The 25118-nt window shown below is 50.3% G+C and carries 21 protein-coding genes; 4 read left to right on the top strand and 17 right to left on the bottom strand.

The window, feature by feature from the left end:
• On the top strand, positions 1-193 hold a 193-nt coding region (locus PsWM33_RS27720), incomplete at its 5' end, for a hypothetical protein (RefSeq protein ID WP_206599008.1).
• A gap of 222 nt (positions 194-415) precedes the next feature.
• On the opposite strand, the gene PsWM33_RS17005 is transcribed toward PsWM33_RS27720, so the two are convergent.
• The 5 genes from PsWM33_RS17005 to PsWM33_RS16985 all read right to left on the bottom strand — a co-directional run bounded on the left by PsWM33_RS17005 (position 416) and on the right by PsWM33_RS16985 (position 7469).
• The gene (locus PsWM33_RS17005; RefSeq protein ID WP_063300995.1) at positions 416-1105 is read right to left on the bottom strand and encodes an HAD family hydrolase; all 690 of its coding nucleotides are present in this window, start codon (positions 1103-1105) and stop codon (positions 416-418) included.
• Between the two features lie 681 nt (positions 1106-1786).
• Positions 1787-2962, bottom strand: a complete 1176-nt coding sequence (locus PsWM33_RS17000) for a methyl-accepting chemotaxis protein (protein ID WP_208994600.1) — start codon at positions 2960-2962, stop codon at positions 1787-1789.
• A 351-nt stretch (positions 2963-3313) separates the two neighbouring features.
• Entirely contained in the window at positions 3314-4474 is a 1161-nt protein-coding gene (locus tag PsWM33_RS16995; protein WP_208989204.1) for an SGNH/GDSL hydrolase family protein, read from the bottom strand.
• Between the two features lie 62 nt (positions 4475-4536).
• Positions 4537-5754 carry a lytic murein transglycosylase gene (locus PsWM33_RS16990; RefSeq protein ID WP_063300993.1) on the bottom strand — a complete coding sequence of 406 codons (1218 nt, stop codon included), beginning with the start codon at positions 5752-5754 and terminating at the stop codon, positions 4537-4539.
• 203 nt (positions 5755-5957) lie between these two features.
• Positions 5958-7469 carry an outer membrane beta-barrel protein gene (locus PsWM33_RS16985; protein WP_208994599.1) on the bottom strand — a complete coding sequence of 504 codons (1512 nt, stop codon included), beginning with the start codon at positions 7467-7469 and terminating at the stop codon, positions 5958-5960.
• Positions 7470-7711: 242 nt separating this feature from the next.
• On the opposite strand from PsWM33_RS16985, the gene PsWM33_RS16980 reads away from it, so the two are divergent.
• The 3 genes from PsWM33_RS16980 (at position 7712) to PsWM33_RS16970 (ending at position 10578) form a co-directional block, all read left to right on the top strand.
• Positions 7712-8725, top strand: a complete 1014-nt coding sequence (locus tag PsWM33_RS16980) for a KpsF/GutQ family sugar-phosphate isomerase (protein WP_063300991.1) — start codon at positions 7712-7714, stop codon at positions 8723-8725.
• Positions 8726-8922: 197 nt separating this feature from the next.
• Entirely contained in the window at positions 8923-9693 is a 771-nt protein-coding gene (locus PsWM33_RS16975; RefSeq protein ID WP_008551696.1) for a motility protein A, read from the top strand.
• Between the two features lie 24 nt (positions 9694-9717).
• Positions 9718-10578, top strand: coding sequence for an OmpA/MotB family protein (locus tag PsWM33_RS16970; RefSeq protein WP_057461830.1), 861 nt, complete (start codon positions 9718-9720; stop codon positions 10576-10578).
• 3 nt (positions 10579-10581) lie between these two features.
• On the opposite strand, the gene PsWM33_RS16965 is transcribed toward PsWM33_RS16970, so the two are convergent.
• The 12 genes from PsWM33_RS16965 to PsWM33_RS16910 form a co-directional block, all read right to left on the bottom strand.
• Positions 10582-11049, bottom strand: a complete 468-nt coding sequence (locus tag PsWM33_RS16965; protein WP_063300990.1) for an NfeD family protein — start codon at positions 11047-11049, stop codon at positions 10582-10584.
• 5 nt (positions 11050-11054) lie between these two features.
• On the bottom strand, positions 11055-12029 hold the full coding sequence (locus PsWM33_RS16960; RefSeq protein WP_057461832.1) for an SPFH domain-containing protein: 975 nt from the start codon (positions 12027-12029) through the stop codon (positions 11055-11057).
• Positions 12030-12177: 148 nt separating this feature from the next.
• On the bottom strand, positions 12178-13224 hold the full coding sequence (gene hemH, locus PsWM33_RS16955) for a ferrochelatase (RefSeq protein ID WP_063291077.1): 1047 nt from the start codon (positions 13222-13224) through the stop codon (positions 12178-12180).
• 173 nt (positions 13225-13397) lie between these two features.
• Positions 13398-14642 carry a phenylacetate--CoA ligase family protein gene (locus tag PsWM33_RS16950; protein ID WP_063300989.1) on the bottom strand — a complete coding sequence of 415 codons (1245 nt, stop codon included), beginning with the start codon at positions 14640-14642 and terminating at the stop codon, positions 13398-13400.
• 75 nt (positions 14643-14717) lie between these two features.
• Positions 14718-15740 (bottom strand): ribonuclease T2 family protein, encoded by a 1023-nt coding sequence (locus PsWM33_RS16945; RefSeq protein WP_208994598.1) that lies wholly within the window; start codon positions 15738-15740, stop codon positions 14718-14720.
• A 123-nt stretch (positions 15741-15863) separates the two neighbouring features.
• Positions 15864-16727, bottom strand: a complete 864-nt coding sequence (locus PsWM33_RS16940) for an ABC transporter ATP-binding protein (protein ID WP_063300987.1) — start codon at positions 16725-16727, stop codon at positions 15864-15866.
• 87 nt (positions 16728-16814) lie between these two features.
• Positions 16815-18128, bottom strand: coding sequence for an ABC transporter substrate-binding protein (locus PsWM33_RS16935; protein WP_063300986.1), 1314 nt, complete (start codon positions 18126-18128; stop codon positions 16815-16817).
• A gap of 72 nt (positions 18129-18200) precedes the next feature.
• Positions 18201-19277 carry a branched-chain amino acid ABC transporter permease gene (locus PsWM33_RS16930; protein ID WP_063300985.1) on the bottom strand — a complete coding sequence of 359 codons (1077 nt, stop codon included), beginning with the start codon at positions 19275-19277 and terminating at the stop codon, positions 18201-18203.
• A gap of 12 nt (positions 19278-19289) precedes the next feature.
• Positions 19290-20273, bottom strand: coding sequence for a branched-chain amino acid ABC transporter permease (locus PsWM33_RS16925; protein WP_057461839.1), 984 nt, complete (start codon positions 20271-20273; stop codon positions 19290-19292).
• Positions 20274-20283: 10 nt separating this feature from the next.
• On the bottom strand, positions 20284-21093 hold the full coding sequence (locus PsWM33_RS16920; RefSeq protein ID WP_063301125.1) for an ABC transporter ATP-binding protein: 810 nt from the start codon (positions 21091-21093) through the stop codon (positions 20284-20286).
• A 5-nt stretch (positions 21094-21098) separates the two neighbouring features.
• Positions 21099-23081 (bottom strand): AMP-binding protein, encoded by a 1983-nt coding sequence (locus tag PsWM33_RS16915; protein WP_063300984.1) that lies wholly within the window; start codon positions 23079-23081, stop codon positions 21099-21101.
• A gap of 451 nt (positions 23082-23532) precedes the next feature.
• The gene (locus PsWM33_RS16910; protein WP_057461841.1) at positions 23533-25113 is read right to left on the bottom strand and encodes a TRAP transporter large permease; all 1581 of its coding nucleotides are present in this window, start codon (positions 25111-25113) and stop codon (positions 23533-23535) included.
• Positions 25114-25118: the final 5 nt, after the last annotated feature.

The following is a 25118-nucleotide window of genomic DNA, read 5'->3' as shown; positions in this document are numbered from 1 at the left end:
ATGGACAACATCGCCTCTTATCCTGAAAGACACGATAGCCGGTTTCCCGAAAAGACAACGGCTTTGCTCGGATAAGTTTCCGCATCCAAACAGGTCCATTGCCTCTGACATCTACCGCTCTGACCAGCAAATGCCACTGCGTGATGCCCTTCAGGCTTGGGTCCTTCCTCTCAGACCATGCAGTCACGCCTGAAAATCGGTTCCACCGAACCTTTGCAAGATGCGTTACCCCTCACAAAAGCCCCACCCAGCCCACGACACACCGACGGACGGTCCGCCAGCAGCCCGTCACGTGGGCATAGAATTAGTATGAGGGCATATTTGCGCGAGGGGGATAAGTTTTTGGAAAATGCCCTTTATAAATCACCCAACATTTCCAGGACAAAATTTAAACTCCCACAAATCCGGGGCGAGTTCATAGATGGCAATGCCGCTCAGACAGACCAACACTGGACCGCAATTCTGAAAGCAAGCAATCAAGGCCCTCAACGACAGAAATGCCCAGACATCGGATTTCCTCCGTTGGCTTCAATAAATCTGGCACCATGACCGTGACCATGCCTGCGGCGGTAGCCGCACGGATACCGGTATGGGAATCCTCCAAAGCAAGGCATTGTGAAGGTCGGCCGCCCACTGCAGCAGCAGCCTTTAAGAAAGTCTCAGGATGCGGCTTGCCGAATTCGACATCCGTTCGGGTTACGACAGCATCAATTCGATCAATGATCCCCGCTTTGTCCAGATGATCTAGAGCCAGCGCTCGAGGGGTGGAGGTGGCTACGGCTCTCGGAATGTTAAACTCCTTCAACCAATCAAGTATTTCGCTTGCACCCGGGCGCAATGGAATATTCTTCGCGCACAAGACGCGAAACCGATCCCGACATTTTTCATGGTATTTATCGATCGCAAATTCATCACCAAAGTGCGCCTTCAGCTTCGCGTCCCCTATTTCTTTGGGAGAGCCGATCAAGCTGAGATGAAGAATATCATGCATGTTATGACCAAGGTCCTCGCATGCACCGAAGATGGCCGACCGATAAAGCCTTTCAGTCTCTAACAGCAAGCCATCCATATCAAATATTACAGCGTCCAACGGTACAGGAAACATCCACGGCTCCTTCGTCGTGTAGGCATTATGGGTTAGAACTTCATTTCACAGTGGAGCGGTAATCTACCTCGTGCAACTACCAACGGAAGCCGCCGCAGAATGTTCGAGAATTCACAGGCATGGAAGATTCCCTTGTTACATCAGCGGTTATGGCGGAAATGCGGTCCGAGCGACACACCGAGTCTTTGAACTCTCGAACATGTCTCAGGCCATTTTGATTCCGTCTTTCTCCATGTCTTCCAGAGCCTTGAACGTCACGAAGGCACACTTTGGCGCAGCGGACTACAGCCAGCGTAATTACTACAATCGATGAGAGAGCATTCGATGCTTGTCAGGGCGTTGTGTTTAAACGAAAAAAAAGGTCTCCAAACAGGAAGACCTGAGTGTAGCGCACCTCAACTGTTGGATGAAAATAAAGTGTCACTCTGAGGACTGGTGCGTTTTTGAACACTTCCTCCGGCAAACATTACCCTGCTCGTGTCAGTTTGCACGATTAGCGGCAAAAGCCCCCCTTCTTTTTTTGAGTGATACTTAATTTTCATCTCACATCTGGAGCTTCTGTATAGAACTCAGAACCTTTAATTAGAAGATTCAAAAAGTAGCCTGATTTCTATAACAACTCACGACGCAATCTCTAATTTTCACTGTTTGATCGCTTCTCCCTTAGGAGTTGAAAGCTGCTTAGGCAGCTTTCACGTTCTCAAGGAAACTGGCAACTTCAGCCCGCAAGTTCTCGGAGAGATGACCCAATTTTCCAGCAGCCTGATGCAGATCATTCGAAGCATCTTTTGTTCCCTGAAACTCACTGTCCAGATCCAGCATGTCTGTCGCGACCTGTGACACATTCAAGTGCGCGCTATTCAGATCTCGGGAAATATTTTCAGTTGCCTGCTTCTGATCACCAACAGCTTCATTAATGCCAGTCGACAAGGAGTTGATCTGTTCAATCGTCTCACCGATTGAACGGATTGCTATCACAGCTTGCTCAGCAACCTTCTGCACCGACTCAACCTGCGTAGAAATCTCCTCAGTCGCTTTGGAGGTTTGACCAGCAAGGTTTTTCACCTCACTTGCGACCACAGCAAAGCCACGCCCAGCTTCCCCAGCACGCGCCGCTTCAATTGTCGCATTCAGCGCCAATAGGTTGGTCTGGTCAGCAATTTGATCAATCAGCTCGATCACCTCACCAATCGCCTTCCCACTTTCCGCCAAACGCCCAACAATCTCATTGGTCTTATGCGCATGCACTGCTGCATCCTGCGCAAAGCGGGCAGCCTGTGTAGTGTTATCGCCAATCATCCCCGAAGAACGCGACACACCTTCTGCCGCTTCAGCCAATGCTTTCACGGAGGTTTGCGTGGTTTGCGCCACATCACTGGAAGATGTCATGGCACTGTGGGCACCTTGCACACTTGCATCCAGCTCTCTGGAGCGTGTCTCCACGGCCTGACTGATCTCCAGCAAATCATGCACCACATGACCAACTGAAGCCTCAAACTCCTGTGCAACGCTGGCTAAGGCATGCTTGCGTGCATCTGCAAGTTCCAGCTCCTGCTGTATCTTGGCTTTTGCATCAGCTTCAGCTTTATCTTTCAGCACAACACGGAACTGGGCAATAGAACGAGCAATTGCACCAATCTCATCCCCCCGCTCTATGCACTTGATCTCAGTATCCAACGCGCCTTTAGCCAGCGCGTCCAGACCACGTTGCAACGCAGCCATGTTGTTTCTCATGCCCCTTGCAATGACAACAGCCACAACAAAGAACAGAGCCCCTACAGGTGCACAGACCATCACAATGTACATAAGATTGTCGACAAGCAGCGTCTCCAGCGCGCTTTGACCATGATCAGACATAAGCTGCGACCTTAAAGCCTCATCTCCCAGAGCAGACGTCAACACATCGTATATTGTAACAAAGGAAAATAGCGTACCGAGTGACATGATTGACATGGCCAGAAATACGACCAAGACAAACTTGCCCACCATCGATAGCTTAAAAACATGCGGTTGGGTAACCATCAATAGCCCCACTTCACCCATAAGTTTAATGTGAGTAATGTTACCCATGTATGTAAACAGAACACTACCATGAGGCTATGAATTGCATACATTTTCGAAAAAACAGCGATAAAATTTAATTTTCTGCAGACATTTCTGAATCTCAGCCAATATTCAAGGCATAACTGGCAAAGAATACTTCAAATATTAAAATCCGGTCCAACGCGTGTCGTCAGCACGACCAGAAACCTCTGGCAATGCTTCTCCAGAGACAGTCAGTTTGAACAGATCACTCCCCGCTGCAGCTTTCCCGCCTTTATCGTCAGGTCCGATAAGCTTGGTTTCGGGAGAAGTTAAGCGTCCAGTCAGAACAATAAAGTTCGGATCATCTTTCACACCTTCAAAAATGAAGGCCGTCGCACTACCAAATATGCGCGCGATTTCTCGCTCCACAAAGTAAGCAACTTTCCGGTATCCAGCCCAGGTAAAGTAGACCCCGTCCGTCGCCCTCAATCGGCGGCGCTTACCGGTAATATCTGGTCCATGAGGCGTATACTCTCCCTCCTCACTTTGGAAGGCAGCCCAAATATCAACGAAGATACCTCCAGCTGGTTCAACTTGCTCTTTGAACAAATCATTGAGATAGCTGAAGTTAGCACTCGTCAGATACTCTTCAGCCGGAGCAAGCCCCACCCAAATCAGAGGCAATTGCTCATTCCGGACGGCTGCAACCAAGGACGCTGTCCTGAAGCGGTATTCTTTCTTCCACTCTTCCCCTTGAAACTGCAGTTCTTCAGCGTAGTTGGCAAGCTGCCCATCAATAACGCCTTGTCCAACAACCTTGATATTCCGGTTATCGCGCGCGCCCAGAGAAACCACCACAAGACCTACGTCTTCACTCTTCAACACAGCTGTCACATCTTCCGGCCAGTCCGGCTTTTTATCTGCAACAAGGCCAGTTCGGGGATAGACAAGCTTCTTGACCTTAATCGAAGGCGTTTCAGCATACACGGCCTTCAAACCATCAGCTAATCCCATCGCCAGATTATCGCCAATGACCAGAAGGACCTTAGCGTCCTTACTCTTTTCTTTTTCAACGATCTTGGGAGTATTCACTGCGGCAACGCCAGCACTACGTTTTTTGCGCGTTGTGCTTCTGCGTCGCTTCTTCCTGGTAGGATTCGCCTGCTCAATTCTTTTATTCCCCCCACCAAACAACCAGCCAAAGAATGACTTGTTGCCTTTTTTAGGGGCGCCTGTGCTGTTGGTTCGCACCTGAGCTGCAACCTCAACGGGAATAACAGAAACACTGACAAAGCAAAGGCTTATCAGTGCCACAAACGCAAAGGACAAAAAGGATCGTTGCATAATCGCGAGTCTCCAACAGGAACCAACCACCAGCATTGGTTTCCTGCCATTAGGAAACCCGATTATGTTCTACCTTGCAACCTATTAAGAAGCTTTATTGAATCGTGACCATCTGGAACCAGTCCCGATGCTTTTTGATAAGCCTGAATAGCCTGACGAGTTCTTTGGCCAATCTTTCCATCTACAGCTCCAGGTTTATACCCCTTATCGGAAAGCCCCTTCTGCAACGCTTTTTTCTCGCTAAATGTCAAAGGGCGATCGCCGCGCGGCCATTCCACAGCAAAACCAGAAAGCCCGAGTAAACGATCAGAAAGGTGCCCAACCCCAAGCGCATAAGCACTAGAGTTGTTGTAGCGTTTGATCACGTAGAAGTTTTTGAGCAACAGGAACGCAGGGCCATTAGCTCCCGCAGGTGTATAAAGCCGCGCCATGTCAGCTCCACGTGGGAACTTCGAGCCATTTGCTCGCTTCACACCAAGTTTGCCCCAATTAGCAACAGATTGCTGCTTACGTTGGTTGCTCAAGCGGTAATTAAAGTTTTTCGGCAGAGTAACTTCATAGCCCCAGGTCTGCCCGGACTGCCAACCCATCTTATTGAGATAGGCTGCCGTTGAAGCCAATGCATCAGGAATGCTATTCCAGATATCCCTTTTACCATCGCCTGTAATATCGACCGCATAAGCTTGGTAAGTTGTTGGAATGAATTGGGTATGTCCCATGGCACCCGCCCAGGACCCCCGCATCTGCGCAGGCGAAACATCACCATTTTGAAGGATCTTAAGAGCAGCAATAAGCTGTTTGCGCGCATACTTTCCGCGACGACCACCATTATAGGCCAGTGTAGCTAGAGCACGGGGCGTTGAACGAACAATCGATGTATTGTCGAGAATACGCCCATACGAACTTTCCATTCCCCAAATCGCCAGCACAACATGGCGGTTCACGCCATATTTAGCCTCAATCCTATCAAGCCAGCCAGACCATTCATCCACCATACGGCGTCCATGAAGCACGCGGTCTTCTGAGACTGCACTATCCAGATACTGCCAGATAGCACGCGTAAACTCAGGCTGGTTCTCTGCACTCTTCTTAATTCGCGGATCAGGTGTCATCCCCTTGAAGACACGGTCGTATAGTTGAGCATTAACGCCTTGAGCTACAGCCGTCCGCTTATAGCTTGCAATCCATTTTTGAAAATCACCCCCCTGAGCAAAGGCGTAGGAGTTACTGAAAAATAGAAACCCAGCGCACAAGACAGCTGGCAAAGAAGAAAATCGCATACTGCTTTCTCCGGTCACCCGAATGGGAGTTTGTTAGGCGCACTTTGCGCAGTCTTTTTGCTTAGCCCTCGGAGGCATTACTGCCATGACTGTCAACCATGGTAAAAAAAAGGCCGTTTTTAATCAAAACCCCTTTTTAAGCTTGTCAATTCTTACTAGATGCGTCTTTGAAAAATTAACGCACTCTGAAACACTTCAAGAATTCAGCGTCTTATCCGAAGGCCAGCTTCAATGAGGCTGCTCGTGTAGTTGCTATTTGGCGAGGAGCTCTCAAACGCACGGAACGTATAGCGAGAAAGCAGAGCTGCATCCTTGGAGAAAGCCCACACCAAGCCGAAGGATCCAGTTCCCTCCTGCTCAACAATATCTACCCCTTGATACGTCCTGTAAGTGTAGCCAAATTGGACATCACCAACCAGATCCTGAGTAAACTGATGCGCATACCGAACATCACCCGCATAAAGAATTGAACCAGAAGCTCCACTGATATTCGTACCGCTAAAGCTGGTTGCTCCACTAACAGTCACGGTATCCAGGCGTGTAGGAGACCAAACAAAAGCTCCATCAAAAATCAGCCCCTGCAAAGCGTCAAGGCGATTGTCATCCAGATACTCAGCCCGATAACCAACCCCAAACTGCCCCCGAAGCTTAGGCCCACGATCAACACGAACACCAGATCTTACAAAGTAGCCGCGCGATGTTCTGTCGAAGCAGGATGGATCACCACTACAATCTTGATCGTATTTTCGGACTAGAAATCCACCTTCCAAGTAAGGTTCAAATGCAGCTCCATTATCAAATGATGTACGCAGAGTGACATCAAACACAGTATTATCGCGAGGCTGCGAACTGCTCATTTGCCCGCCGTAAACCGTACGGTCTACACCAATGCCGCCACGCAGCTGAACCAATGAAACTTGCCTACTGAGTGAGAATCTGCCACCAATTTCCTGCACAGAATTGGTACGCCCGGTCGACGCCTCATTCTCAGCAGAGGACCGCTCCTCTCTCGAAAATGAGTAAACACCATCAATATTGGCAGTTGTCAGGTCACTCAGATCAAGACGCACATTCCCACGACCGGTGACAACAGGCTGGTTATTGTCAGGTTCACTAAAGAAAGCGCGAAGGCTACCTCGAAGCTCCAACCCGAGTCCGTGCCGCTCCCAATTAGAAACCACACCAACTGCCGCATCAACTTCATAAAACCCATCTGGTGTACCGCCATTTGCTTGCTCAGCATTGTCGGTCCAACCAAGCCCGGCATCAAACGATGGTGTCAGTCGCAATGATCCCAGTTGAATGCCAACAGGTCGATCCTGAATAGTCTCACCATCAAAGATACCTTCATCAGCATTCCCGCCTCCACCAAGCGGTCGTGAAAGACGCGAGGCAGCTGCGACTCTCTCCGAAAACTTGGCCGCCCTACTACTGCGACTAGCACCAGTGAGTTGCTGGCTAACAGTAGAAACGGGAGGCTGAGTTGCGGTGCGTGGTCGCCCTTCTTCAATCAATTGTTCAAAGGGCGCTGCATCCGTTTCTGAGGGATTTTCAAAATCCGCACTCGGATCATTCTCAAAAGCGAGGCTATCCCTGAACTCCAGATCACTGGTTTGCGCAACAGCATAGCACCACGGAAATGCGCCCAGCATCAAAACACAGGCCAAAATTGACCTGCTTTGAATGCTCTTCAAAACGTCTGGGCGCAACCACATAAAATATTCCAGCAATCCACCTTCAAATGAAGGAAATTCAACAAGCCCCACACTCGCCGAACATGGTTAACGTTTCCTTGCAAAGAGACTCTCTACCTCTGATTGTTTTATCCATTCAGATTTGGTAGAGGGGAAACCAAGTCTTGCCCCAGAGTGTTCACAATGCACTCTTATTTAGTGCAGGAATCTTGCTGCAAAAGCGTCATTGTGCTCCTGAGAGCAAAGCTAAGAAGTAGTGCCAAATGCATATGCCATCATTTCTAACGCATGAAGACCGTCCTCTGCGCCCGGCTGATGAGTGGATACACTCCGCTGCAAAGACGATTGAAACTGAGATTGCTGCGCTCAACGCGTTACAGGCAAGTCTTTCCAACGGTTTGGCAGAACCTTTCACGAAAGCGGTAGAGACAATCGCTCATTCAAAAGGCCGCGTAATCGTCTCTGGTATTGGCAAGAGCGGGATCATTGGTACCAAACTGGCTGCAACGTTAGCGTCCACGGGAACACCCGCTTTCTTCGTACATGCAAGTGAAGCAAGCCACGGTGATCTTGGCATGATCACCGAAGATGATGTGGTCATTGCCTTGTCTTGGTCTGGCGAAACCCAGGAACTTGCAAGTCTGCTCGGCTTCACACGCCGCTTTAAGGTTCCGTTGATTGCTCTCACCCGCAACGCAGCTAGCGCACTCGGTCAAGCCTCTGATATCTGCCTGACATTGCCTAAAGTACCAGAAGCCTGTCCTCATGGATTAGCTCCAACATCCAGCACCTTGATTCAGCTGGCACTAGGCGATGCGCTTGCAATTGCATTGTTGGAAGCAAAAGGTTTTACAGCTCAAGACTTTAAGGTCTACCATCCTGGTGGCAAACTAGGTGCAAGCCTGATGCATGTAAAAGATGTCATGCACACGGGTGACCATTTACCGGTCGCTCAAAATGGTATGCTCATGAAAGAGGCTCTCGTCTTGATGACCCAAAAAGGGTTTGGCGTTCTTGGCATCACCAATAATGACGGAGTACTCATTGGCATCATCACGGATGGTGACTTACGCCGCCATATCAGCCCGGACTTTCTGGATAAGAAGGTCGAGGATGTCATGACGCACAACCCAAAAACGATCGAAGAAACACTCTTGGCGCCATCCGCGTTGGAAATAATGAATTCTCTCAAGATCAGCTCACTCTTCATTGTCAGTAATGGCAAGCCGGTTGGCATCATACGCACACTCGATCTTCTGAAAATCGGCGCGGCCTGATTCGTTCTTAGAACAAACTCTTCAATGCCCGAGAGGTCCTCATCCTCGGGCATTTTGTTTCTCAAGGCCATCGTTGGTTCACATCTTCCAACAGCCCCACCCTATTTTTCCCATTTATTAGGATTTGGTTAGCCTTAATACCCCAAATTAACACTAGTTAAATTGCCTCATCAAAGGCGCACATTCGGGTAAGCTAAATGGATCTAGCCACGATAATCGGCGTTATCGCTGCTTGCGTAACTGTGCTGATAGCTATCTTTCTGGGTGGAAGCTTCAGTCAGTTCGTTGACCTTCCTTCCATCTTGATCGTGGTTGGTGGCGGTCTCGCAGCCACACTCGTGAGATTCCCTCTAAATGGGTTGCTCAGTGCTTTTGGTATGGGAGCAAAACTCGCTTTCACCCATAAGAAGATCGAGCCTCGCGAGCTTGTCGAGAATATCGCTCATCTTGCAGAAACGGCTCGTAAGGAAGGCCCACTCGGTCTGGAGAATGTCGAGATTGAGGAACCGACCCTCGCCAAAGGTATGCAATATGTGGCTGATGGTTACGACTACAATCTCATTCGCGACTCCATGGAGAAAGAGCGAGACCTCTACCTGACCCGCTTGAATGAAGGCGCTCGCGTATACCGCGCGCTTGGCGACTCAGCTCCTGCCTTTGGCATGATCGGGACACTTGTCGGTCTGGTACAGATGCTAGCGACTATGGATGATCCATCCACAATCGGCCCCTCCATGGCAATTGCGCTTCTGACAACGCTGTACGGCTCACTCATCGCAAACGTTGTGTGCATCCCGGTTGCCGATAAACTGGACTCCAAATTTGAGCAGGAAGAGCTAAATCAAACCCTCGTCATCGACGGCGTTTTGCAGATTCGTGAAAGCAAAAGCCCATCGCTGATCCGCGAAATGTTGCTCGCTTACATCCCAGAAAAAGGCCGCAGCGATATGATCGAAGCGGCAGCTTAGTCCTTCGGGCAAGGGAGAAACACAATGGCAGGCAGAAAAAAATCAGCTCCCGCAGGCGCACCCGCATGGATGCTTACGTTTGCTGACTTGATGTCTCTTCTTGTGTGCTTCTTTGTTTTGATTATCTCGTTTTCCGTACAGGACAAGCAGAAACTTCAAGTCGTTGCAGGTTCTATCAAAGACGCATTCGGCATCAAACAGGTGACCAAACGCGCAGGCGTTCTTGAAATCGAAGGCGTGCCACTACGCGACTTTATGAAAGACATCACCTACGAGAAGCAGATTACAGACGCTGATTTTGCGACTGAAAGCCATCCGGAAAAACGGAAACAAGGCCCGGAAGCAAACACTCACACCACCAAAAAGGCAGACATCGAGAAGCCGAGACAGTTTGCAACTGCAGTTGTTTCGCTCCGGCAGGCTTTTCAGGAAATGCCTGAGATCACAGAGATCTCCAACAACATCATTCTTGAAGAAACCGATGAAGGCCTTAACATCCTGATCGTGGATCAGGAAGGCCGTTCAATGTATCCGGAAGGGTCAAAGTACCCTTATGAGATAACAAGGCAGCTACTCGCTAAAATGGCGCCTGTTCTGGCAAAAATGCCAAACCGTGTCCGCATTACCGGACACACGACGACAGGACAGCTCATCACCGCTCCAAGTGAAACTGGCTGGGAGCTCTCAGCAGATCGCGCAAACACAGCGCGGCAGATCCTATCCGAATATGGCCTGCCTTCTAACAACATTCACTCTGTAGTGGGAAAAGCTGATTCTGAGCCTCTCTTCCCGAATGACCCATATCTTGCAGCAAATCGCCGTATCTCAATTCTACTGATGGCAGAAGAACCGCCGCTGCCACCAGATTTCAATCCATATCAATAGGCCTTAGGCCTCTTCGCCTTCTGAAGCTGCTTTCACGATGAGCGTTGTGCCTTCTTGGCCAACGACTTTCACATGGGCTCCTGCTGGCAAATCAGGGCCATTTACACGCCATATAGAGTCACCAATCTCAAGCGTGCCTTTGCCATGAGCGAGTGCCTGCTTCAACACAAACACATGTCCTTGATATCGGCTCCCTCTTTTATTGAGATGCGGATCACTTTCTTTGTCATCATCTTTAACAGTCAAACGACGACCAATAAGGAGGAAGCTGACGGACAAGACACCCCACAGCACAAGCTGCCAGCGCCAGTCCATATCAAAATATGCAACCAGAGCGCCAACAACGAGAGCCGCTACCCCAAACCAGATCAGGAATGAGCCAGGAACAGCTAACTCAAGCCCAATAAGAACAAGCCCGGAGGCAAACCAAACCCAAGGTTCGATACTGTTTTGGAACAGCTCAATCAGCATATCGATCAGCCCTCTGAACTACCGGTGTTTGGAATACGGCTGGAACGACGGTGTTCGTTGTCCCTCAGTACTTCTTTGCTTATTTCAGCAATACCAGCAAGGCTTCCGATCATCCCAGTTGCTTCCATAGGCAGGATGAGAGTTTTCTGGTTTGGAGACTTCGCAAGTTCACCGAACGCTTCAACGTATTTGTTAGCAACAAAGTAGTTGATCGCGCCCATGTCACCTTTGGCAATTGCCTCAGAAACCATCATGGTAGCCTTAGCTTCAGCTTGTGCCAGACGCTCACGTGCTTCAGCATCGCGCATAGCAGCTTGCTGGCGGCCTTCCGCTTCCAGAATGAGTGACTGCTTCACACCCTCTGCCTTAGCAATCTCGGCCTGCCGGGCACCCTCAGCTTCCAGAATCGAAGCACGCTTCTCACGCTCAGCTTTCATCTGACGCCCCATCGCATTAACCAGATCGTTCGGAGGGTTGATGTCCTTGATCTCAATACGAGTGATCTTCACGCCCCATGGCTCACAAGCCGCATCAACGACACGCAACAAACGAGCATTGATTTCATCACGATTAGAGAGCAGCTCGTCCAGATCCATGGACCCCATGACACTACGAATGTTGGTCATGGTCAGATTCAGAATCGCATTCTGCAAGCCCAGAACTTCATAAGCTGCCTGAGAAGCGCTCAACACCTGATAGAAAGTCACACCATCGGCAGTAATCGTTGCATTGTCTTTGGTGATCACTTCCTGTGCTGGAACATCAAGCACTTGCTCCATCATATTCAATTTATGACCAATCTGGTCAATAAACGGGATGATGATGTTCAGACCCGGATGCAGTGTCTTCCGGTATTTTCCAAAGCGTTCAACTGTGTAGTTGTAGCCTTGAGGAACCATCTTCGCGCCAGCAAATACAACAAAAATGATCACAGCCACTAAAATGAGGACAGTAATCGAACTACCTGTCAAAATATCCATATCTATTAATCCTTTGGAGGAATTTGCCTTAACTATCGTAGCTTTGTCCCATTAAAACCAGAGAAAACTGCACGAATAAATGCCAAAGAGCACCGCTTCCTAAAAGAAACGAGTGCTCTTCTTTACATAGTAAATTAAAACTTAACTTCTAGATCCAACCCTGAAGCTCACGGCGAACCACATTCTCCAGCACAGCCATACCTTCAGGAGCATCATTGAGGCATGGAATATGGGTAAACTGCTCCCCTCCATGTTCTTCAAAGATCTCTGCTGCTTCACCAGCGATTTCTTCCAGAGTTTCAAGGCAGTCAGCTACAAAGCCCGGATTCAAAACGGCAATCCGTTTCACACCATCTTTCGCCAGCTTCTCAACTGTCTTGTCCGTGTAAGGCTGTAACCATTCTTCTGGACCAAAGCGAGATTGGAAGGTGATCTGAAGCTTCGTCTCATCCCACCCAAGCTTCTCACGCAACAAGCGAGTCGTTTTCTGACAATGGCAGTGGTACGGATCGCCCTTATCAAAGTAGCTCTGCGGAATGCCGTGGAAAGACGCGAGAACCATCTCTGGTTCTTCATCCAGCTCACTGAGCTTGTTCTTGATCGAAGCAGCAAGCGAGTCAATGTAAGTATCGTCATCATGATAAGGCGGCACAATACGAATGGTCGGCTGCCAGCGCATCTTCAAAAGTGAACGAAAGACTTCATCGTTTACGGTCGCCGTCGTCGAAGCTGAGTATTGCGGATACAACGGGAAGACGAGAATACGGTCGCAACCCTTTTCCCTCAGCGCATCAAGACGGCTTGCAATGGATGGATTGCCATAACGCATAGCCCAATCGACAACAACATTGTCACCCAGACCCGAAAGCATCTCAGAAAGCTTGTCAGATTGGCTCCGTGTAATGGTGCGTAACGGACTTTCATCCAGCTCGTTGTTCCAGATCTCTTTGTAGGCCTCACCGGACTTTTGCGGGCGCTTGCTCAAGACAATTCCATGCAAAATGGGCAACCAGAGAAAACGCGACCACTCAATGACGCGGCGATCTGAGAGAAACTCTGCCAGATAACGACGCATGGACCAGTAATCTGTCCCGTCTGGTGTCCCAAGATTTACAAGAAGCACACCCACTTTCCCAAAGGAGACCGGAGGGTGGTTTTCTTGCTTTGTTGCGTTACCGCTTGTGCTCTGGTTCATGAGACCCCTATGCGCATCAGATCCAATCCAATTGCTAAATAGAGTTTCCCAATGCCCGCGCCAAGGTCAAACCCTGTGATTTTCTGATTATTACCGTGAAACTACCCAAAATAGAAAAATGCCAGCCCACAAACGCAAACTGGCATTCTCAAAATCGATCAAACCAAGAGCTGCTATGCAGTCACTTCACGTTCGTCAGAAATCACTTTGCCATCGTTTGGCAAGGTATTGGGGGCAACCAGCTCCACATCACCATTGAGGCCAGTGTGCTCTCTCAGAGATTTCTTCAAAGCCGCAATGAAATCATCACTTGCAGCTTCAGTCTCGACCTTCAGGATCATATGGTCCTGCTCACCCTGGCGCACGACTGAGAGACGCGCACGCCCGGCCTCATCACCAGCGTTTTTGCGCAGACGCTCAATCTGTGCCGGGTCAACAAACATGCCCTTCACTTTGGTACGTTGGTCTGCACGTCCCATCCACCCTTTCAGGCGCATATTCGTACGACCGCACGGCGAAATGCCCGGTAGCACTGCAGACAAATCTCCCGTTGCAAAACGAATAAGCGGATAGGTTGGCGAGAATGTCGTCACTACCAACTCACCAACTTCACCCGGAGCAACAGGCTCTCCCGTTCCAGGGCGAACGATTTCAATAATGAAATCTTCGTTGGCGATCAGACCTTCCATGGCTTCACTTTCATAAGCCACGATACCTAGATCAGCCGTTGCATAGGCTTGCAGAACTTTCACGCCGCGACTTGCGTATTCCTCACGCAAGCTCGGATAAAGCGCACCACCGGAAACAAGACCATGCTTAATGGAGCTTACATCCGCCCCCAACTCGACAGCACGGTCCAGAATAACCTTCAGATAGTCCGGAGTACCGGCATAAGCCGTCGGGCGCAGGCTCGAGATCGCAGAAACCTGCATGTCCGTATTACCGATACCAGCAGGAAACACCACACAGCCATATGCACGTGCGCCCTGATCCAGAATGAACCCACCCGGTGTCATGTGATAGGACAGCGCATTGTGAACGATATCGCCCGGACGAATTCCAGTCGCATGGAACGCACGCGCTGATTTCCATGGATCAGCTTCGGATCCCTGCGGTTCCCAGATTGGTCCCGGAGACATAAAGATGCGTTTGTATGTAGAAAAGTCACCAGCAGCGAACCCACCAAGTGGGGGCTCTTCAGCTTGAGCCGCAAGAAGGTCCGACTTTCGGAGAACAGGGAGCTTAGCCAAAGCTTCACGGCTCGTGACTTCAGCTGGGTCAACATCTGCCAGATGCTTTGCCCAACCAGACGCCTCGTTCTTTGCCATGGCGATCTGCCCCGGCAGCCGAGCCATCAAATCAGCTTCTCGTTCCTCTGGGGACCGGATCTCCAACTCATCAAAATATTGGTTTCCCATAGAAGCCCTCCCATGGCCTCAAACATCTTCCCAGCAGGAGACGAAAGCCTCCCGCAAATTTATTGGACAGGTACTCTAGTTAAATCCGACAGGATCAACGCGGCCCTGACAATCAGATTTCACTGGCTTCGCGGCCAACAGTAACTCACTCATCGGGGTATCTGGCTCAACCCTGCCCTTCAGATTGATAAAAAGCTCGGTAATTAAACCACCTTTGCAACGCACCTGAACGCGGTTCCCTGCACCAGCGCCAAAGGTTTCATCAAACGCCGCACGAACCTGCGCTGTGGTCAGAACCTCACCGATGTTGGCAGCAAACAGATCACGGACAGCTGAACCGTTCAATTGCTCCATAAGATCAAGAGATTCCGCGTAATACTCTTCTGCACTATCGCTGTAACAAGTGCCGTGTTTGACCCATTCATAACGATCCAGATAGGACTGCGCCCCTGGCATGACCCTGTTCAGTTCTGCTCTCGTCTGATCGCTTAAGCGGATTGAGTTCAACCGATGACGATTTTCACGGTCCGTCAGGTTTTTCTGCGCTTCAGTAACCCCACACCAGAAATTCCCCCTCGGCTGTGGCCACAGCCCGTGAAGAGCAAAATGGTCCGCATCATAGCGCTCACCGGTCTGGTTGATACATTCCGGCAGATTTTGGTGTGTCTGACAAAAAGCAGGCTGCCAGCTCGCAGCAAGCAGGAACTCAGCGTCTGCCGAAGGCCCTTTGACAGCAGGGCGAACCACATTTGATCCGGCAGAACCTCCAGAACCATTGCCAGTATTCAGCCCGCTACCATCAGCTTCAACCAGATGCAGACCACAGGAAACATCCACCCAACGCTCAGCTGGATTTACGCCATTCATGCGAATGAAGTAATGAGATGCTTGCGACTTGTTCTTCCCAAGCAGTTCATAGGCACGCATCCGTTCCACATGAACGTTTCCAGGATTTGTCTGCTTACGAATAGATTGAAATGCTGGACAGGCTTCCTCTGCAAGAAAGAAACCGTCCAATTTCACTTGAGAAGCAGCAGGCAAAACAGAGGCCACGCTCAAAAGCGCAGCCCCGACAATCACTTTAGAAAGAAAATGCATGTGGTCCTCCAAAATACCTTTTGCAGCAATAAGCAGCATGCAGATTATTCAAAACCAGATACATTGACTTCCTGTGACAGTTCACCCCCACTATTTTAGGGGCAAGTTCTCAATTAGTGTAGATTACGCCAACCACCGTTTGCGGCGTTTGTAGTGTTTGCCATCACGGAAGGATTTACGCCCCTCTCCGCCAACACCTAGATAGAACTCTTTCACGTCTTCGTTTTCGCGCAAAGAATCAGCATCACCATCCAGCACGATACGGCCAGCTTCCATGATGTACCCATAGGTCGCGTACTTAAGCGCAACGTTGGTATTCTGCTCAGCAAGAAGGAAGGACACACCTTCATTCTTGTTCAGCTTCTTCACGATCTCAAAGATTTCTTCCTGCAACTGTGGAGCAAGGCCCATGCTTGGCTCATCCAGCAAAATCATGTCTGGGCGGCTCATCAAGGCACGACCCACTGCACACATCTGCTGCTCACCACCAGAGGTGTAACCTGCTTGGGAGCCCCGACGCTCACGCAAACGCGGGAAGTAGTCATACACCATTTCCAGATCACGCTTGATCTCGGCATTACCATCTTTACGGGTGTAAGCACCCGTCATCAAGTTGTCTTCAATGGAAAGGTGACCAAAACAGCGACGGCCTTCCATGACCTGAATGCATCCACGCTGAACCAGTTCGTTCGGAGAAAGCGCCTGAACTTGCTTTCCTTGAAAAACAATATTGCCCTTCGTCACTTCTCCACGTTCTGCTTGCAGCAGGTTGGAGATCGCTTTCAGGGTCGTTGTCTTACCGGCACCGTTCGCACCCAGCAGAGCAACAATACCACCCTTAGGCACGGTCAAAGAAACACCTTTGAGAACCAGAACCACGTGGTCGTAAATGACTTCGATGTTGTTGATAGACAAAATGTCTTCCGCAACCTGCAGGTTAGCGGCTGGTGCCTTAGATTTTGATGTCTGTTCTGCAATTGCGTTCATGAGATCAGCCTTAACCTGCGAACATTCCGATTGTTTGAATTCGATAGATTGGCCGGGCACCACCGCGCCCGACCAAAACAACAAGGCTTAGTTACAAGCGAGGTCGCCACGACCAGGCCAAGGAGCATTGTTTTTCGCGTAGTCAGCAGCTTTTTCCAGCTCAAGCGGCTTGATCAGTTCACGGTTTGGAGTCAGCAGGTCACTTGCCTGTACAAACTCTTCGCCGTTCCACTCAAGCATCCATGCACCAGAGTGACCTGTATGGTTGTCACAAGCCATCTTCAGTGGAGGTGTCATGCCCTTCATACCCATCTCTTCAAGGCGAGCTGCAGTGATGTCCAGATTTTCAAGGCCCCAGCGCAGCTGTTCAGCATTGATGTTCTTCTCACCAAAATGATCTTGAGCAGTTTTCGCTGCTTCAGCCAGGATCATGGAGATGATAACACCACGCTGATAGAAGACAGTATCCATGTCAGCTTCAGATTTGATCTCTGAGTTGCCTTTGGAAACTATATGCTTACGGATGTCTTCAAGAACTGGATAGTTACCTGGAACGTTAAAGCTGACAGACTTGTAGCCCTTTGCTTTTGCGCCAACGTTCTGCAAGTCAGCATCAGAGCCAGACCACCAGATGCCGATGAAGTTTTCCATTGGGTAGCGTGTCTTAACCGCTTCGGTGATCGCACCGGCGTTCATAGCACCCCAACCCCACATTACGACGTTGTCTGGACGCTCACGACGGATCTGCAACCACTGCGCAGACTGGTTCTGCATTTCTTTCAGACCAACAGGGATCGGAACCAGCTTGAAGTCATGCATTTCAGCGAGTTTTTCCAGAAGCGGAATTGGCTCTTTACCGAATGGGTGGTCAAGATGCAGAAGAACGATCTTCTTACCCTTCAGCGAAGACATGTCACCACCAGCAATGTAGTCGAGGATCATGTATGCGCCATCCCAGTAGGACACTGGCGGGTTAAACGCCCACGCAAACGTATCACCGTCTGACATTGGCGAGAAACCGTAGCCAGGTGCCAGAATAGGAATACGGTCCACGTTGGTGCGAGGCATAACCTGCAGAGTGATACCGGTTGACCATGGCTGCGTTACGAGAGCTGCTCCCTTAGTCTTCTCGTAGCACTCAACGCCTTTGTTGGTGTTGTAACCGGTTTCACACTCGATGTAATCGATTGGCACGCCGCCAATACCACCATCACGCTCGTTCAGCATGAGCATGTAGTCACGCTGGCCGTTCATGATTGGCGTACCAGTACCCGCAAATGGGCCAGTACGGTATGTCAGGTTTGGAAAGTTAAGACCGTCTGCTGCCATTGCAGCTGTGCTCATGGCAACTGCTAGGGCACCTGCTGCAACAGCCTTACCTAAATTCGTAAAGTGTTTCATATTTTCCTCCGCGTTTGCGGCTCCCGCCGCGGACCATTTCCTCTATTCCCCAGCTGCTCCCGCAGTTCTTTATTAGTGAGGGAATGGCCAAATGATGAGCTTTTCACGAATAAGCGCCCAGAACCGCGCAAGACCGTGAGGCTCGACAATCAAGAACATGATAATGAGAGAACCAACCACCATAACGTTGACATGTTCCATGGTGGCAGAACCGATACTCAGGCCAAGCATTTCTGGCAGAAGGTTCAGCACAACTGGCAGAGCTACAATCAGGATCGCTCCGAGGAAGTTCCCCATCACACTGCCAAGGCCACCAATGATCGCGATAAAGACGATCTGGAAACTCATTGGAATGTCAAAGAGGTTTGGCTCAGCAGCACCTTTCCAGAAGAACACCATCAGCGCGCCGGCAATACCCACGATATAGGAGCTGACAGCAAAGGCAGACAGCTTTGCACGCATCAGGTTGATGCCCACCAGCTCCGCAGCAATATCCATGTCACGAACAGCCTTCCACGTACGGCCATACCGGCCACGTGTCAGGTTGATCATCGCAAAGGTCACAACGGATACGATGCCAAGAACAAAGTAGTACTGAACCATAGGCAACGCATTCGGACCTGTCACAACAAGACCGAAGATGTCCATGGTCCGCACTTCAATCGCGCCGGATGCATTGTAGTTGTAAAGCCACGCCCACTTCTCAAAGAGCCACACCAGAAAGAACTGCGAAGCAAGCGTCGCAATCGCAAGGTAGAAACCTTTAATGCGCAGCGACGGCAAACCAAACGCAACCCCAACCGCAGCTGAGAAGAAGCCAGAAAGGAACAACGCAACAATGATGTTCATTTCCGGGAAGATCGTAGTGATCTTGTAGCAAGCATAAGCGCCAACGCCCATGAAGCCCGCAGTCCCCAGCGAAAGCTGCCCGGCATAACCAGTCAGAATGTTCAGGCCAAGCGAGGCCAGAGAATAAATCAGCACAGGCACAAGCAGAGCCTTGTAGGTGAACTCCGATGCGAACATCGGAAAGACCACATACATAGCGGCAAGGATCACAACCAGCAGGACCATATCCTGCTTGATTGGGAAGAGCGCCTGATCACTTTCATAGGTCGTTTTGAACTGACCAGAAGTTCTGTAAAACACGTCAGGCCTCCCTTACACGCGCTCGATGATTTTCTCACCGAACAGCCCTTGCGGACGGAACAGCAGAACAATCAAAGCAAAGATGAAGGCGAACCAGGTTTCGGTGTTGCCACCAAACAGAGGCTGACCCCAGTAGATTTCGAAGACTTTTTCAAGAAGGCCGATGGCAATGCCGCCGATAATCGCGCCTGATACAGATTCCAGACCACCAAGCATCAGCACTGGCAAGGCCTTGTACGCAATCACTTCCAAAGCGAAAGACACACCCGCACGAGCTCCCCAGACGACACCAGTGGCAAGAGCAATCACACCTGCAATAAACCAGACCAGAACCCAGATAGTGCTGAGGGAGATACCGACAGACAGCGCTGCAGTATGATCATCACCCAGTGCACGGATCGCACGACCCATCGCGGATTTGTTCAGGAACACCAGCAGGCTGATAACCAGCACGATCGCCATAACAACCGCGAACACGTCTTTCTCTTCCAGAAGCAGGAAGCCGCCGAACGGTTCAAATTCAATAGCACCGGTTGGAATACCAAGCGCTTCGGTGATCATCACCTTGTTCTCACCACCGAACACGAACTCACCAAAACCGATGAGGAACATGGTGATACCGATGGTTGCCATGAACAGAATAATGTCTGGCTGCCCGACAAGCGGACGAAGCACAACACGCTCAACGCTCATTGCCAACGCATACATGATACCAAGAGTAAGCGGCATCGCGATTGCAGCAGCAACAAACTCGTTGCCAACAAACGGAACCAGGAAGGTATGCAGGCCAACCAAAGACAGCGCAGCAAACACAACCATGATGCCTTGCGCAAAGTTGAAGATACGCGAGGACTTAAAGATGAGAACGAAACCAAGTGCAATCAGCGCGTAAAGAACACCAGAGACAAGACCTTCCCACAACACCTGCAGAAAGAAGTCCGGCATTCCGTACATCTGAACAAATGGATCAATTAGCACATTATAAAGTGTTTCCATGGGGTGCTCCCTAGTGTGACACGCCCAGATAGGCATCAATAACTTCTGGGTTGCTCTGTACTTCTTCTGGCACGCCATCTGCGATTTTGCGGCCATAGTCCAAAACAACGACACGGTCGGAAAGGTCCATCACAACACCCATGTCATGCTCAATCAGAGCAATCGTAGTGCCGAGCTGATCATTCACATCCAGAATGAAGCGGCTCATGTCCTCTTTCTCTTCCAGGTTCATCCCTGCCATCGGCTCATCGAGCAGCAGCAGTTCTGGCTCCATCGCCAAAGCACGAGCAAGCTCAACACGCTTCTGCAAGCCGTAAGGAAGCGTCCCCACGGGAGTACGACGGATATGCTGGATTTCGAGGAAATCAATGATCTCCTCGACCTTCTTACGGTGCTCGATTTCTTCCTGCTGAGCAGGGCCCCAATAGAGCATTTGCCAGAATATGTTCTGCTTCATGCGTGTTGCACGACCAGCCATGATGTTATCCAGCGTGGACATACCCTTAAACAAAGCAACGTTCTGGAAAGTTCGAGCGATACCCTGACTAACCGCAAGATGCGGTTTCATGGATTTTCGGCGTTCACCGTTGAAGGTGATCACACCTTCCTGAGGCTGATAGAAACCATTGATCACGTTGAGCATGGACGTCTTGCCAGCACCATTGGGACCAATGATCGCGCGAATTTCCCCCTTCTTGATGTTGAAGGAGATATTCGTAATTGCTTTGACGCCGCCAAAGGAGAGAGAAACGTTCTCAAGATCCAGCAGAACCTCGCGCTCCTCGGCCCTTTTTTTGACCTCTTCGAGCGTTGGATCCATTACAGTCATTCTGCCGCCTCCCCAGTCGCGGACATTGCTTTAGCACTATGGGTGTCCAAGTTCCGGATCTCGACGGTGGCTTCAATGGAGCCCTGACGGCCATCTTCAAAAGTCACCTCGGTCACCACATGCTTGGAGGTCTCACCCGTATAGAATGCTTCAATCAGAGGCGCATAACGGTCAGCAACGAAGTTACGACGTACTTTCTGAGTACGTGTCAGCTCGCCATCATCCGGATCCAACTCTTTATGCAGAACAAGGAAGCGTTTGATCTGAGCACCAGCCATCATTGGCTCTTCAGAAAGATCCTTGTTCACCTGATCCACATGGCTTTGGATTGTCTTATAAACGTCAGGATGCGCGGCCAGTTCCTGATAGGAAGCATATGCAATATTGTTCCGCTCAGCCCAGTTACCAACCGCAACGAGATCAATATTCACAAAGGCACAAACGTAGTCGCGCTCATTCCCAAAGGTCACAGCTTCTTTGATGTTCGGGAAGAACTTCAGCTTGTTCTCAATGTACTTCGGCGCAAACATGGAGCCGTCAGTCAGCTTGCCCACGTCCTTAGCACGGTCGATGATCTTCAGGTGCCCATTCTCAAGGAACATGCCAGCATCACCAGTGTGAACCCAGCCATCCTCAGTCTTGGTATCCTTCGTTGCCTCACCGTTCTTGTAATAACCAAGGAACGCGCCCGGCGAGCGATACATAACCTCACCACTCTCCGCGATCTTCACCTCAACATCTGGCATAGGAACGCCAACCGTATCAGCATAAATCTGGCCATCAGGCTGTGAGGTAATGAACACGGAAGATTCCGTCTGCCCGTAAAGCTGCTTCAGGTTTAGGCCGATTGAGCGGTAGAACTTGAAGATTTCCGGACCAATCGCTTCACCCGCGGTGTAAGCCACACGAACACGGGAAAAACCCATCTCGTTCTTCAGCGGCCCATACACGCAGAACTCACCAACAGCATACTTCATGCGCTCAAACAGAGAGACTTTCTCTCCGTTCAGAATGCGCTCACCAACCTGGTTCGCATAAGCGAGGAAGTAGTCAAACAGCTTCTTCTTCATCTTGCCCGCATCTTCCATGCGAACTGTGATGTGCGTCAGCATGCCTTCAAACACTCGCGGCGGTGCAAACATGTAAGTTGGGGCAATCTCCTTGCGGTCAATCGAAACTGTTTCCGGACCTTCTGGACAGTTCACGCAGTACCCGGCTGTAAGACACTGTGCGTAAGAGAACACATGGTCACCCACCCATGCCATCGGCAGGTACGCAACTGTGTCTGCATTCTCATCCAGATTATCAAACTTGTTCGCATTCTGAACAGCAACAACCAGGTTATTGAAGGTCAGCATCACCCCTTTTGGACGACCGGTCGTACCGGAGGTGTAAAGGATCACAGCAACGTCTTCACTCTTGCCAGCACTGACGGCATCAAACCAGTCATCCGCTAGCTTCTCATCGTTGTCGAGCAGGGTCTGCCCTGCTTCCTGAACGCTCAGGTAACGATGAAGGCTTGTGTGGTCGTAATCACGAAGGCCTTTAGGGTCTTCGTAAATGATGTGCTCGAGCAGCGGCAGCTTCTCGGACATCTCAAGCAGCTTATCAACCTGCTCCTGATCTTCAACAACCGCAAAGCGCACTTCTGCGTGGCCAAGCACGTAGCCGATCTCTTCTGCCACTGAATCAGAATAGACTGGGATCGGAATACCACCCAACGCCTGCACTGCGGCAAAAACCCAATAAAGATGCGGACGGTTTGCACCAATCACCGCAACCTTGTCGCCCTCTTTGCACCCAAGGCTCTGGAGCCCAAGAGAAAGCTTGCGCACTTCTCCAAGGACCTCACGCCAGGTCCAGCTCTGCCAGATCCCGAGGTCCTTTTCGCGATACGCGGGACGATCCCCCCATTCCCGCGCATTCCGAATAAGCAACTGCGGAAATGTGTCCATACCCGCTGACGGAGGCACCTGCATCTTTGAATCACCTCTCACCAAAGGTCATCTTGTGCCTTTGGTCTGCCTGTTTACTCTGAGGAAATACGAAAGACTAATAGCCCCGCCTCGCAAGTCCTCCACCTGCGAGCTCCTCCCTGGACTTATTCTTAGCAAGATACGAAAGCTTTTTTAATGGGTTTTATTCATTGCGCGTTGCAACCTTGAACACTTGTGCAATGCAAAACCGTGATATTTCAACGAGTTACATTCAAAAAAGTCTATACTAAGGTATACATGCATTATATTTGTCACGCATAAGCGAAATACTATAGGTAAATCAATGCACAATACTTTTGATTAGGTTTCAATTCCTTTTTGTAGATCATTGGACTAAGTCAAAAAAGAATCACTACTTTGGGTTAGTGGCACTGCAACAAAAAAAGGGACGCGAATACTCGCGCCCCTTACATATACTAAGCGATTAATACTTTTAGCCGTAGATCACTTTTGGCAACCATGTTGCCATTTCCGGCAGGTACCACAGGATGATCAGCATCAGAACCTGAATGAGAACAAACGGGATGATACCGAAGTAAATGTCTGAGGTTTTCACTGACGGCGGCGCCACACCCCGCAGGTAGAACAACGCAAAGCCAAACGGAGGCGTCAGGAACGATGTCTGTAAGTTTACAGCCATCATCACACCCAGCCATGCAGGGCTCATCGGTTCACCATTAGGCATCTCAAGCTGCAGCAGAATTGGCGCAACAAGTGGAACAACCACGAACACGATTTCCAGGAAGTCCAGAAAGAAGCCCAGCACGAACATTACAGCCATAACCGCAATGATAGCACCCAGCGCACCACCCGGCAGACCGGTCAGCGCTTCCTTCACCAGTTCTTCGCCACCCAGATCACGAAAGATCAGGGAGAAGAACGTTGCGCCGATCAGGATCACAAACACCATACAGGTGATCTGTGTCGTCGACTGCATCACTGGCATAAGCACTTTCTTCGCCATCACACGGTAGAGCGAGACGAGCAATCCATAAGCGAGCACTGCACAGGAAAGCCCTGCAACCCAGATACCAATCATATCACCAGTCGGGATCACGGTACGTGCCACACGCAGGTCCATGAAGGATGTCAGAACCAACATCACAACAAGAGAAAGCACAGCCAGATACACCGGCCAAGGTTTGTCTTCTTCCATGCGGTATCCAGCAAGCAGCAACGCACCAACAGCCCCCACAGCAGCAGCTTCAGTTGGTGTCGCAATACCTACGAGAATTGAACCAAGCACCGCGATAATAAGCGCGATTGGCGGCACAAGAGCATGAAGAACCTGACTGAGGGTTGGTCCCGCAGATCCATCATCACGCATTGGAGGCGCTTTGTGCGGCTGTGTGAACGCAACAAACAGCTGGTACACAATGTAAAGGCCAACAAGTGCAAGACCTGGAATAAGCGCCCCTGCAAACAAATCCCCTACAGAGAACGGATCTGGAGCAAAGTTACCCATCTCACGCTGAGCGATCTGGTAGCCGTTGGAAAGCTGGTCAGCAAGAAACACAAGCACGATGGAAGGCGGAATAATCTGCCCCAACGTACCGGAGGCTGCAATCGAACCGCAGGCAAGACGCGGGCTGTAACCGTTACGCAGCATGGTCGGCAGAGACAAGAGCCCCATGGTGACCACAGTGGCGCCAACAATACCGGTTGAGGCAGCAAGCAGAGCGCCCACAATCGTTACAGAAAGCCCCAGACCGCCCGGCATACGCCCAAACAACCGGCCCATGGTTTCCAGCAGCTCTTCCGCAACCTTGGAACGCTCCAGCATCACACCCATAAAGATGAAAAGCGGAACCGCAATCAGGGTTTCGTTGGACATGGTGCCGAAAATTCGGCTCGGAATTGCGCCTAGCGTCACGCTGCCGCCAAAGAACGACGCGATCAGAGCGAAAATCAGTGCGACACCAGCAAGAGTAAATGCAACAGGGAAGCCCGCCAACAAACAAATACAGGCAACCGCAAACATCAAAATATCAAGAGTATGAAGAAGTCCATCCATCTCCG

It is taken from the genome of Pseudovibrio sp. WM33 (genome assembly GCF_001623165.1).
Classification (GTDB): domain Bacteria; phylum Pseudomonadota; class Alphaproteobacteria; order Rhizobiales; family Stappiaceae; genus Pseudovibrio.
The sequence above is the reverse complement of the archived record's forward strand: the minus strand, read 5'-3'. Positions and strand labels throughout refer to the sequence as shown.